The organism is Algibacter pectinivorans (genome assembly GCF_900112595.1).
In the GTDB taxonomy this organism is placed as follows: domain Bacteria; phylum Bacteroidota; class Bacteroidia; order Flavobacteriales; family Flavobacteriaceae; genus Algibacter_B; species Algibacter_B pectinivorans.
Genome location: NZ_FOMI01000009.1, coordinates 67,383 through 80,001, shown reverse-complemented (window position 1 = coordinate 80,001; position 12,619 = coordinate 67,383). Strand labels below are relative to the sequence as shown.

The 12,619-nt window shown below is 33.9% G+C and carries 12 protein-coding genes and 1 tRNA gene; 5 read left to right on the top strand and 8 right to left on the bottom strand.

Going from position 1 to position 12,619, the window contains the following annotated elements; all coding sequences use genetic code 11:
- Positions 1-274: 274 nt before the first annotated feature.
- The 4 genes from htpG (at position 275) to BMY96_RS13080 (ending at position 4,475) form a co-directional block, all read left to right on the top strand.
- Complete coding sequence (gene htpG, locus BMY96_RS13095; RefSeq protein WP_092852910.1) at positions 275-2,185, top strand: molecular chaperone HtpG; 1,911 nt, start codon at positions 275-277, stop codon at positions 2,183-2,185.
- Between the two features lie 197 nt (positions 2,186-2,382).
- Positions 2,383-3,066: a DUF4377 domain-containing protein gene (locus BMY96_RS13090; protein WP_092852908.1), complete on the top strand. Its 684-nt coding sequence runs from the start codon at positions 2,383-2,385 to the stop codon at positions 3,064-3,066.
- A gap of 133 nt (positions 3,067-3,199) precedes the next feature.
- Positions 3,200-4,015, top strand: a complete 816-nt coding sequence (locus tag BMY96_RS13085; RefSeq protein ID WP_092852906.1) for a helix-turn-helix domain-containing protein — start codon at positions 3,200-3,202, stop codon at positions 4,013-4,015.
- 85 nt (positions 4,016-4,100) lie between these two features.
- Positions 4,101-4,475, top strand: coding sequence for a VOC family protein (locus BMY96_RS13080; RefSeq protein WP_092852904.1), 375 nt, complete (start codon positions 4,101-4,103; stop codon positions 4,473-4,475).
- Between the two features lie 126 nt (positions 4,476-4,601).
- Here the strand turns inward: BMY96_RS13080 and BMY96_RS13075 are convergent, their stop codons facing one another.
- The 6 genes from BMY96_RS13075 to BMY96_RS13050 all read right to left on the bottom strand — a co-directional run bounded on the left by BMY96_RS13075 (position 4,602) and on the right by BMY96_RS13050 (position 9,255).
- A complete protein-coding gene (locus tag BMY96_RS13075) occupies positions 4,602-5,357 on the bottom strand; it encodes a LytR/AlgR family response regulator transcription factor (protein ID WP_092852902.1) in 756 nt (251 codons plus the stop codon).
- A gap of 317 nt (positions 5,358-5,674) precedes the next feature.
- A complete protein-coding gene (locus tag BMY96_RS13070) occupies positions 5,675-6,043 on the bottom strand; it encodes a 2TM domain-containing protein (protein ID WP_245750648.1) in 369 nt (122 codons plus the stop codon).
- Positions 6,034-6,336, bottom strand: a complete 303-nt coding sequence (locus tag BMY96_RS13065; RefSeq protein WP_092852900.1) for a 2TM domain-containing protein — start codon at positions 6,334-6,336, stop codon at positions 6,034-6,036. Before BMY96_RS13065 ends, BMY96_RS13070 begins: the two co-directional genes overlap by 10 nt.
- 12 nt (positions 6,337-6,348) lie before the next feature.
- Complete coding sequence (locus BMY96_RS13060) at positions 6,349-7,689, bottom strand: 2TM domain-containing protein (protein WP_092852898.1); 1,341 nt, start codon at positions 7,687-7,689, stop codon at positions 6,349-6,351.
- Positions 7,690-7,711: 22 nt separating this feature from the next.
- The gene (locus BMY96_RS13055) at positions 7,712-8,335 is read right to left on the bottom strand and encodes a tetratricopeptide repeat protein (RefSeq protein WP_092852896.1); all 624 of its coding nucleotides are present in this window, start codon (positions 8,333-8,335) and stop codon (positions 7,712-7,714) included.
- 182 nt (positions 8,336-8,517) lie between these two features.
- Positions 8,518-9,255 (bottom strand): energy transducer TonB, encoded by a 738-nt coding sequence (locus BMY96_RS13050; RefSeq protein ID WP_092852894.1) that lies wholly within the window; start codon positions 9,253-9,255, stop codon positions 8,518-8,520.
- Positions 9,256-9,530: 275 nt separating this feature from the next.
- On the opposite strand from BMY96_RS13050, the gene BMY96_RS13045 reads away from it, so the two are divergent.
- Entirely contained in the window at positions 9,531-10,040 is a 510-nt protein-coding gene (locus BMY96_RS13045; RefSeq protein ID WP_092852892.1) for a DUF3124 domain-containing protein, read from the top strand.
- Between the two features lie 23 nt (positions 10,041-10,063).
- On the opposite strand, the gene BMY96_RS13040 is transcribed toward BMY96_RS13045, so the two are convergent.
- Both BMY96_RS13040 and BMY96_RS13035 read right to left on the bottom strand, forming a co-directional pair.
- The gene (locus BMY96_RS13040) at positions 10,064-12,217 is read right to left on the bottom strand and encodes a TonB-dependent receptor (RefSeq protein WP_092852890.1); all 2,154 of its coding nucleotides are present in this window, start codon (positions 12,215-12,217) and stop codon (positions 10,064-10,066) included.
- 278 nt (positions 12,218-12,495) lie between these two features.
- A tRNA-Arg gene (locus tag BMY96_RS13035) sits at positions 12,496-12,569 on the bottom strand.
- Positions 12,570-12,619: the final 50 nt, after the last annotated feature.

Below are 12,619 nucleotides of genomic sequence, written 5' to 3'. Positions count from 1 at the left end.
TTTCTATTTCTGCGAATACGGAAACCTTTTAAATGAATTAACAAAGTACAAAATTAAACGGTAAAATTCCAAATGAAATGAAATTCCCAAAACCGTATAGATTAAGGTTTGGCATTTAGGCGTTTTTTATAATTCACTTTTATCAAATAAAAAAGGGGTGTCAGTTTGTCATATTTAGTCAATTGGCATTTTTGTTGACTATTACAATCACAGTAATTTAAAACTAAAATTAATCAGATTTCCTGCTTAAAGGAAATGACAAATAAATTATATTATGACAAAAGGAAACATTAATGTATCGGTAGAAAACATCTTCCCACTCATTAAAAAATTCTTGTATAGCGACCACGAAATATTTTTACGTGAGCTGGTTAGTAACGCAACAGATGCTACTTTAAAACTTAAACATTTAACCAATATTGGCGATGCTAAAGTGGAGTATGGCAATCCTGTAATTGAAGTTAAAATTGATAAGGAAGGCAAAAAACTTCATATTATCGATCAAGGTTTAGGTATGACAGCCGATGAAGTTGAAAAATACATTAACCAAGTGGCTTTTTCTGGAGCTGAAGAGTTTTTAGATAAGTACAAAGATTCGGCTAAAGATTCTGGAATTATAGGACATTTTGGTCTTGGATTCTACTCGGCATTTATGGTAGCCGAAAAGGTTGAAATTATTACAAAATCGTTTAAAGATGAGCCTGCTGCACATTGGACTTGCGACGGATCGCCAGAATTTACCTTAGAACCTTCTGATAAAACCGAAAGAGGCACAGAAATTATACTTCATATTGCCGAAGATTCTACCGAGTTTTTAGAAGAGTCTCGAATTTCTGAGTTATTAAACAAGTACAACAAGTTTATGCCAGTTTCAATTAAATTTGGAACAAAGCAAATTAACGACCCAGAGCATACTCCGGAAACTACAAAGGATAAAGACGGTAAAGAAACAACTGAGCCACACAGACAAATTACGGTTGATAATATTATAAACAACCCTAATCCGGCTTGGACAAAACAACCAGCAGATTTAAAGGATGAGGATTATAGCCAATTTTACCGCGAATTGTACCCAATGCAATTTGAGGAGCCTTTGTTTAACATCCACTTAAATGTAGATTACCCGTTTAATTTAACTGGTATTTTATACTTCCCAAAAATGTCTAACGACATGCAGATCCAGAAGGATAAAATCCAATTATACCAAAACCAAGTATTTGTAACGGATAATGTTGAGGGTATTGTACCAGAGTTTTTAACCATGCTTCGTGGTGTTATTGACTCGCCAGATATTCCGTTAAACGTATCGCGTTCTTATTTACAAGCCGATGGTGCAGTAAAAAAGATTTCGTCTTACATTACTAGAAAAGTTGCCGATAAATTAAAATCCTTATTTAATAATAACCGCGAAGATTTTGAAGCTAAATGGAACGATATTAAAATTGTAATTGAGTACGGTATGCTGTCTGAAGAGAAATTCTTCGAAAAGGCTGAAGCATTCACTTTATACCCAACAGTAGATGGTAAGTATTACACTTACGAGGAGTTATTCAATAAAATTAAAGCAAACCAAACAGATAAGGATGGTAAGTTAGTTATCCTTTATGCTTCAGATAAAGATGCGCAACACAGTTACATCGAGTCTGCAAAAGCAAAAGATTACGAAGTGTTATTATTGGATTCTCCAATTGTATCGCATTTAATTCAGAAACTAGAAAGCACTAAAGACAACATTACGTTTGCACGTGTAGATGGCGATCATGTAAATAATTTAATTAAGAAAGACGACACAACAATTTCTAAATTAGATGAAGATCAAACTAAAGCTTTAGATGAGTTGTTAAAATCTGTAATACCTTCTGATAAATTCCAAGTACAATTAGAAGCTATGGAAAGCACAGAAACACCTTTTACAATTACGCAACCAGAATTTATGCGTAGAATGAAAGAAATGCAAGCTACAGGAGGCGGCGGTATGCAAATGTTTGGTAATATGCCAGAAATGTACAACGTTATTGTAAATACAAACTCTAAGTTAGTAAGCGATATTTTAGCTGCAGAAGCTAAGGAAGATAAAGAGCGTTTAATTACACAAAGTTTAGATTTAGCACGTTTATCTCAAGGCTTACTAAAAGGCGAAGAGTTAACAAACTTTATTAAACGTAGTTACGACATGATTAAATAGGTTATTTGTAGCAAACCCTAAAAACAGGGCGCTTAATTAACAAAAACCAAATATTTTCGCTTTCGCGGAAATAATAAAAACAGAAAAACCACTTTGTGAAAACAAGGTGGTTTTTTTATGCCATAGTTTATAAAACCTTTAACATTCAATTTTTATAAAAGTTAAGACCTTTGTCCCTTTAAAAATTAAAAAACCAGATGAAACTATTAAAATCACTTACTGTTATTCTATTCTTAACCATTTTAAGCACATCTTGTAGCACTAAAGAAACAGCAACCGTAACCTATTGGGTAAATAGTGTAAAAGCAGATTGCGATGCAGGGGCAGGTAAAACAAAATGCTTACAAGTTTATAAGGGCAATAATTTAGAAAATGCCAAATGGAGCTACTTCTACGCTCCTATTGAAAATTTTGAATTTGAATTTGGTTATCTTCAAAAAATTGAAGTTACCGAAACGCCTAAAGATAAAAGTAATACACCTGCAGATGCATCTTCAATAGCATACAAACTAGTTAATGTTTTAGAAAAAAAGAAAGATCCCAAAATGGCTTTACATGATATTTGGGCCGCTACCCATGTTAACAGTACCGCCATTTCAAACACTAATAACAGACCAAATTTAGAGATTAACGTTGCTAACATGCAAGCTTTAGGTACAGATGGTTGTAACAATTACACAGGCCAAATTAAAAAAATAACAGATACCGCCATAAGTTTTGGTGTAATGGCCTCTACAAAAAAAATGTGCGTAAATAGCACTGAAGCAGATAGCTACAATAAAGCCTTAGCCAATACAACAGCTTATAAAAGAGAAAACTTAATATTAACTTTTTTCGATGTAAATGGCAATGAAACGCTTCGGTTTAAAAAAGTAGATTAATTTTAAGGTTACTTTTTCGCTTTCGCGGAAATGATAAAAACAGAAAAACCACTTTGTGAAAACAAGGTGGTTTTTTTACAACCTAAAACTAAGACTCATTTTCTTTTATTAACTTAGCTCTAAGAGTAATATTATGAACCACAAAATATTTGAACCACAAGAAAATTTGGTAGAATGGGTAAAGTGTTATTGGACTTTAGAGAGTGCACCAGAAAACACACCTACAAAAAATACCATTATTCCAGATGGTACCATGAAGCTCATTTTTCATTATGCCGATACTTACCGCCACCACCCAAACAACCAAGAAAGTATTATTTTACCACATTGTTTTTTAATAGGGCAACTTACACGACCTTATGTTGTAGAACCGCTAGGTTTTACGGGCTCATTTGTAGTTCGGTTTCAACCTAACGGCTTTTTTCCTTTTGCTAACATTGCTATTAAAGATATTCAAAACACCGCGGTACCCTTAACAGAACTTTTTGGAAAAGAAGGCCAAGAGTTAGGAAACAACATTTTAAACGCCAACAATACCGCCGAAAGAATTGAGTTAGCAGAAGCATTCCTGCTAAAGCGGTTAACAGATAAAAATACTATAGACAGTATTGTAAAATCGACCGTTGAAACCATTTTTGAAACCAATGGACAATTCTCGGTAACAGAACTCTCCAAACAAAACAATATTAATAGAAGGCAGTTAACCCGTAAATTTTCATCTACCATAGGGTTAAGTCCTAAACAACTCTCTAAAACCATTCGCATTCAAAACACATTAAAAACACTATTAAATAAAGATGTGCCAAGTCTTACCGATTTAGCCTACGAAAACGAGTATTTCGACCAGGCTCATTTTATAAAAGATTTTAAAGAATTTACAGGTTTAACGCCTAAGGAGTTTTATGGCGATCATTTAAAAATGTCTTTAATTTTTGACGGCAAAAAATAAGCGTGTCCCATTTTTACAATTTTATATTTTAAAGTCGTAGCATCTTTGTAATGCAATAACGCAACAAAATATAAAAGCAAATAATATGAAAAATGTAAATCCTGTAAATTGGTTCGACATCCATGTATCTAACTTAAACCAAGCTAAAACATTCTACGAAACTGTTTTTAATATAAAACTTGTTGATTTTCCAGCAGAATTTGGAAAACAATCTGGTTTCCCTTTCGACCCAAAAGGGTTAAACATTACTGGTGCCTTAGTAGAAAAAAAAGATTTTGTACCTAATAGCAACAACACGATTATTTATTTTGAATCGCAAGACTGCACAACCGAAGAAAACCTAGTTGAACAAGCAGGCGGAAAAATTATAAGACCTAAAATGTCCATTGGAGAATTTGGTTTTGTTTCCATATTACAAGATATAGATGGTAATGCTATTGGTTTACATTCCAGATCATAAATACTAGTACTCTATTACATAATATGTTTTAAAACACAAATAGTTTTATCTGTTTGTGTTTTAAACTTTATACATGTATTTTAATTAACTAGTAGTTGAAACTACAATTTACAGGAAAAACTAATGCTATTCCAACCAGTTTTTAAAATCTTTAACCCGCTCTCGTGCCACAATAACATCTTGCTCGTTGTACGTGTTTAATTTTATTTGCAAACGCGAATTGGTATAACTCACCATATCTTTTATGGCATTAATATTAACAAAAAACTTACGATTAATACGGAAAAAGGTATTGGGTTCTAACTCGTTTTCTAGATTATCTAAGGTCGTATCTAAAAGATAGTTTCGGCCCTCGGTGGTGTGTACATAGGTGCCTTTGTTTTCGCTATAAAAGCATTCTATTTCGTCTATATTTATAAGTTTTAGGTGCTGCCCAACTTTAACCGAAAATCGTTTTTTATACTCCCGATCTAAAGGATTTATTAGTAATTTTTTAATATCGTTAAAATCGAGGGTTACGGCTTGCTTTTGCGGTGCGCGTTCTTGATATTTTTTTACTGCGGTTGCTAGATCGTCGTCATCAATAGGTTTTAGCAAATAGTCGATACTGTTTAGTTTGAAGGCTTGTAATGCGTACTCATCGTAAGCAGTGGTAAAAATGATGGCCGATTTTATTTCGATAGCTTCGAAAATCTCGAAAGATAAGCCATCGCTTAATTGAATGTCTAGAAAAATTAAATCGGGATGCGAGTTATTTTGAAACCAATTTATGGATTCTTCGACCGAGTGCAACATGACTTGAGCTTCTAGATCTAGACTTTGAAGCATGCGTTGTAAGCGTCTTGCTGATGGTTTTTCGTCTTCTATAATAATTACATTCATGGATTTATTTTTTTTTAATTTCTTTTGTCATGGTCATGAGGGCCAGTGCCGCTTGTTTAAATATACCTACAAGGTTTATAAAAACCTTGCGGGAAAACATCTCTTTTTTTTATTACTGCTCACTACAGGTTAACCCGCGCTAGGGATTGAGGCATTTGTTGGAGCTCTTTTTGTGTTGTTGCACTCCTGCCTGCCGGCAGGCAGGTATGCAACACAAAAAAGCGACTGCTGAAAGCCTGACCGCCTGCCCTGAGCGTAGACGAAGGGTGCGGTAGCGCCCAACTTCTAAAGTCTTTTTAAATACTTAAAGCCACCTTTTATTTCCACTGTTTTTTATCTTTTTCTAAATACTCTTTAATCTTTTTTTCTTCCCAGGCTTTACTAAATATTGGGTTTTTAGCAAATACGCCTATGGCATGAAAAACGATACCAATACCCCAGAAAAAAGCAGTTGAAAAGGTTCCAAATTGCCAGAATTGGGCACTGCTTGAGTTTATGGCTATCATAGCTATTAAAAAAATATTTACTAGGATGTACCAGAACAGGTGCCAATAAAATCCTTTTAGCGCTTTTACACGTTTTTTGGCGCGTATATAGGCCTGCTCTTTATCATAATTATTTTTAGTGAATGGTTCTATATTAGCATTTTGCATGATGTTGTGTGTTATTGGTGTTGTTACTCCCATTTGTTTTCTTCTTTTCGCATAATCTCTTCTATTTTGCGTGCTTCCCATTTTGAGCCTAAAGCATCTTTAAACACAAAAACTCGAAGTGCATGAATGGCTACCCCTATACCCCAAATGATTATGGAGTACCAAAACCATTTATAATCCCAATAGGTTTTGTAATTTATAAAAATGGTAAATGGAATAAATAAAATATAAGCAACAAGATGCTGGTAAAACCCTTTTATATTTTGGATGTGTTGGCGCGCCTGCTCTTGCTTTTTACTGATTTGATTTTCTGAATTATTTTGCATGACTACTGTATTTTAATCCCAATCGTTTTTATCCTTTTGCATGTACTCTTCCATTTTACGCTTTTCCCAGTTCCGGCCAAATGCACCGTCGTTTACAAATACTCTAAAGGCTTGTATGGCTAAGCCTATTCCCCAACCAAACATTGGGAACCAAAACCATTGGAAATCCCAATAGGTTCGGTAATTTATAAAGATTAAAAAGGGAATAACTAAGCAGTAAGATATTAGGCTGTAATAGAAGCCTTTTAGCTCGTCGACGTGGTTTAATGCACGCATGTAACTATCGTCTAGTTTTGATGTGGATGGTTCGTTTCTCATAACTGATATTTGTTTAGTAAGCATAGGTATTGACACTGCAAAACGGTTTGCTTCTTTATATATATTTACTTGTTTGTTGGTTAATAAACCATAGCGTTGCATGATATTGCTTAAGCCTACACCGCTACTCTTTTTTACTATTTGCTTAGGTTGTAAGTTGTTTTCGACTACTAAATTACCTGCCTCTTCGTAAATTCTTATTTGTAAAGGTTTATTAGGGGTTACCATGTTGTGCTTTACTGCATTTTCTAGCAGTAGTTGTAATGATAATGGCACGACTTTGCTTTCTGGGTTTGAGGCGTTTTCGGGCATGGTAAAAACAATACTATCTTCGAAACGCATTTTAAGCAGCGACATGTAGGTTTTGGCGAATTTTAACTCCTCGTCTACCGTTACCAATTCTTTATTTTTTTGCTCTAAAACATAGCGATATACTTTGGATAAAGATGTTGTAAATTTTTGAGCATTAACAGGATTCTCTTCAATTAAACTGGTTAATACATTTAAGCTATTAAATAGAAAATGTGGGTCTAATTGGTTTTTTAAAGCATCGAACTTAGCGCTTGCGGTTCCTGCAATAACTTTTTGTTCTTTAATTTTATTTTGCTGATACTTGTTATACGAATAAATAACATGAAAAATAACAACAATGGTTAAGGTGATCCACAACCCAAATTGATAAAACTCAAAACGCTCATTACTAATAAATTCTGAAAAAGTTAAACCTTTAAACACCATAGCAGTTGTTGTTCTTAACAAAAACAAACCTATTAATGTTAAAACAGTAGAACCAATAATGCCCGCAACAACCCGTTTTATAGCATCGCCTTTTTTCCAGTTGCGGCGTTCCATATAATCGAAAAAAAACATATTGGAATAGCCTAACACAAAGGAATACAACTGATAAAAGCTAAAATTGACTAAAAAATCTGTTACCGTTTTAAAATTAAAACCACCCGATATTAAATTACCAATAGCAAAAATGATACAGCCAATTACAACTGTGATAATGATATTTTTATTTGATTTTATCATGATGGTTTTTATCTAATCGGTTTTATTTTTGGCAAGAGTCTAACAACATTTTTGCTCTATCTGCTCCCCAATTTGGGTGAAATGCAGTTTCTGGTTTAAAGTTAGCAAAAAGTTCTGTGGCGTGCTCTAAATCTTTACAAAATGGCGTGATGTCTTGACCAAAATACTTTGCTCCACCCATATCCCACTCTGCTTTACAATACACAGCACGAGGGTTTGTAGGATCTAAAAGTTTTGCTTTAGTATATAACTCTACAACCTTACCTGATAGTGTCATGCCATAGGTAGCACCATCAAAAGTAACCCAAACGGTATGTAAAAGGGCTTGAAGCACCAAAATTTCTGGATTATCCTTTGAAATGGCGGTAGCATCATTAATTAAATTTTGAGCTTTTTTTAATTTAGCTGCAAGGACATCTTCATTTTTTTCGCCAAAACTATATAGGATATTAATTTGAGCCGCGTAGTAAGGCGGCAACCAGTTATCTGGTTCTGCGTGTGCAATACGCTCAAATAAATTTGAAGCTTCGGTTGGTTGGTTTTGCTCCCATAAACTAAAGGCTTTTTGCATACCTTTTTCATAACTTGTTTGTGCAGATACTAATCCTGAAATTAGTAGTGTTGCAATAATAATTAATTGTTTCATGATTGATTGTTTTAAAATGATGCAACAAATATCCAACAGAACTAAAGGTTTTAAAAAACCAACTTACCGAATTGTAATTTTTTAATACTGAATTGTAAAATACACCTATAAACAACCAAAATAGGCTGCTTGATCTATTATCAAACAGCCTATTTCACATTGAACTAATCCCAAATTAAAAACTATGACCCACTATCGTACTTAAAAAATATTGGAACTGCGTAAGCTACTTTTACTGGCTTACCACGTTGTTTACCAGGTTCCATTTTGGGTAATTTACCTATAATACGCTCTGCCTCTTTTTGCAATATTTTATCTGGACCTCTAGAACGAATCCCTGTTATGTATCCTGTTTTATCTATTACAAAAATTACGGATACTCGACCTTGAATTCCTAAATCTAAAGCGGCTTGAGGGTAAATAAAATTACTGGTAACATGCTCTAACATCTTTTTTTGAAAACAGTCTTTAGTGGCCTGTTTAGATAAGCCCTCGCATCCTGGAAATACAGGTACGTCTTCAATAACCGCGAAAGCCACTTGAACGTCTTCTTCTATTTCTTCGACAACCACATCTCCAACAGATACAATGCGCTCTTCAATAGCATCAGATTGATCTATTTCTGTACTTTCAATTACAGTTTCTTCAATTTCAATGGCATCGTCCACAATTTCAACCGATTCGCTAATAGCCGCTGGTGGCGGTGGTGGTGGCGGTGGTGACGTATTCATGGAAACAATAGGAATATCTTCTTCGACTACGTCTTCCATTTCTACAATATCGATATTAGATTCTGCTTTATCATAGGTTCTATATTCTAACGCCTGCCATGATAAAAACAACATTAAGTTTAACCCTATAGCAAAATAAATGCTGCTATTTCTTCCTATGTCTAAGTTTGGATTTTTTTTAGCTTCCATAACATTTAGTATTAACAGATGCCTTATTACTTTATTAAGTCATCTTAATTTCAATACCTTAAAATTATTGTATCTTCAATTAATCAACTATGATATTTGTCATATCTTAAAATTGTTTACCTATTTAATTGAATATTACAAACTCTTTAGGATTTAAAATTTATTTCCTTTTAAAATTTGAGGTAAAAAAGTAATTATATACCGGATGCATAAACGTTTCTAGAAAGGGTGTGTTATATTTGTAGTAATAGCATTTTAATAAAATCGCATTAAAAATGAAACTAAAATATTTTTCGCTTGCACTGTTCTTTATTTTTTTAAGTTGTAATGAAACGAAAGAGGTTAGTTCGCTTCACCATGAAAACTGGTCGAAACGTAAGGCGAACATAAAAGCTACAGATTCTTTGGAATATGGAAAATCGTATCTATCTATATATTCTCAAATTTATAGCGTTTCTGAGCACACTACTCATAATTTAACTGTTATGGTGAGCTTAAGAAACACCAGCGATTTAGACACCATATATCTTTTAAAGGCTAATTACTACGATTCTCATGGCGCACCAGTAAAAACCTATTTTAAAGACCCTATTTATTTGGGCCCTATGGAAACCACCGAAATAATAATTGATGAAACCGATGTTGCTGGTGGCACAGGCTCTAATTTTATTTTTGAATGGAAAGTCCCTAAAGGCTGTCCAGAACCTTTATTTGAAGGTGTTATGAATTCTACCAAAGGGCAACAAGGTTTATCCTTTACCACACAGGCAAGGCGCATTAAATAGTATCTAATAATCTTAATTATATGCTATAAATTATCTAACTGATTGCTTTTTTTATCGTCGCTAATGGTCCAAAAGAAGCCAACAAAAAAGAACTGATCGGTAGCCGGTTGTAAAGCACGTCTATTAAAAGTTCCATTTACATCTGGTGCATTGGCATATTGGTAACCGTTAATATTTTTAAATCCTAACACATTATTTACCGAGGCATAGAGTATTTTTTGCGGACTAATTAAATAAGCCCAATTTAAACTTAAGTTGTTAAATGATTTTGTTTTATGGTTTAAAAAACCTGTGCTATTGGGGTTTGTATACGTCCTTCCCGAAGCAAAACTATAACTCATACCAACCTGACTACGCAATGAGTCTATCCAATATTTTCCCACAACCGATGCATTATGCGTATTTGCAAAATTGGGTTGCGCTTTTGTTGGATAATTATTGTAATCGCGTTGGGTATCTAAAAGTGAGTAACTTAACCAGTAATCGAAATTTTTAATGCTTTTACTATCTCTCCAAAACAAATCTAATCCCGTGGCATAACCGCTACCATTACTGGTATAATTGCTGTTAAAATTGGTAAACTCTGTATCATACTTAACCAAATTACTATAGTTTTTATAATAGCCTTCGGCTCTAAAAACTTGTCTATCGCCATTGTATTGATAATTAAAAATATAATGCGACGCATTTTCCGCTTTTAAGTCTGTATTAAACTTTAAAATATTACTTGAAGGGTTTTGATAAAAATTACCATAAGCCAGAGATACTTGACTTTTACTACTTGTTTTATAAGCAACCGAAACTCGTGGTGCCATTGTAAAATCTTTAAAAATTGCACTATACTCGCCACGCAGCCCAGTTTTAAGCGCTAAATTTTTAGATATAAAGATATCGGCTTCGGCAAAAACGGCTGCAATGTTATTATTATATCCATAATCTTCATGGACAATAGAAGTGTCTTTATACGATTCGTTAAATTGAGTTGCAAAATATTCGGTACCAAAATAAAGTTTCAAACGGTTACTAATTCTGTTTTTAAATTTCATTTTAGCGTGCAAAGACTTTTCGTGGTTATTTACCTTGCTTTCAATTATATTTAAGTCGTTTTTAGCCTGCGTTAAACTAACGCCACTAAAAAAAGTCCAAGTATCATTTAATACACCTTGATACGATCCGTTTAAGTAAAAATTATTGTTTTTAAGTTTAAAATAAGCCCCTTCTGGCTCATTAATATCATCTTGAGTAAGCTCGAAATTAGTAGCATCAAAAACTCCGTAAAGCTTAAACAAGCCTGAGTTTGTTTTTTTTCTAAAAACAGCTTCACCCGATACGGTTTCAAAAGGCTTTATCCAATCATTTCTGCTTTTAAAAATAGCATTATAAGGTGTTAAATTTATGTATGATGCATTAACGCTTAAAGCGCTCTTTTTCCATTTTTGCGTATTACCAAGCGTAGCACCAAGGCTCATTATACCTATATCTGTTTTTTCTTGATCGGGCTCATCTGTTGTATTTAGAAGTAAAACACTCGATAAGGCTTGCCCATATTCGGCGGAATATCCTCCAGTTGAAAACGTAATGCCATCAAACAAAAAAGGCGAATATCTACCGCGTGTTGGAGCATTATTTGTAGTTGGAGAATATGGCGTAAATACACGAATACCATCAATAAAAATTTGAGTTTCGTTAGCCTCGCCACCTCTAACAAATAACCTGCCATCTTCGGCCACCGTAGTCGTTCCTGGTAAGGTTTGTAAAGCACCTACAAAATCGCCTAATGCACTGGCAGTAGTTACTACATCTAGAGGTTTTAAAGCATTAACTTTACTATTATCGCCTGCCGAAAATGTTCCTGCCGATAATACCACGGCATCTAAAGCGCTTACATCTTCTCGTAATTTTACTTCTATACCTTTCATAAAAGAAACATCGCCAACTATTGTAAATGGCTCGTACGACAAAAATGAAACCACTAAAGTTTGGGTTCCTGTTGCTGGGGTTTCAAAATAAAAGGCTCCTTTTTCGTTAGAAGTAGCGCCATCGTACGTGCCTTCTAAATAAACGTTAGCACCTTCTATAGGTTCGTTTTTGGCATTAAAAACGGTTCCGCTTATAATGGTTTGAGCCGATACTTGTAGGCTGATTAACGCCACTAGGATCATGGTAATTTTTTTCATGATGAATGTAATTTTACTGTTCGATTTTTTTGATGAGTTACTGAAACACAAGTAACATACCGCAAAGGTGCATTACAAGGGCAACTTCAAAAACTCTTAATTACCGAACTGTAAAATTTGTATGATGAATTGAAATCCTATTCAAACTAAATAAGAAATTAGCATAGTATTTTTATAAGTAAAACACCATTTTGTCTTGTACTTATAAATAGTTTCGTGAATATTAATGGGGAACAGAGTAAACAAAAAAAAGCTTTCAATTTCTTGAAAGCTTTTTGTGACCTCGACAGGATTCAAACCTGTAACCTCTTGAGCCGTAATCAAGTGCGCTATTCAGTTGCGCCACGAGGCCTTTTTTGTGGGTGCAAATATACATTTTTTTATAAAAAACCACCAAATTTT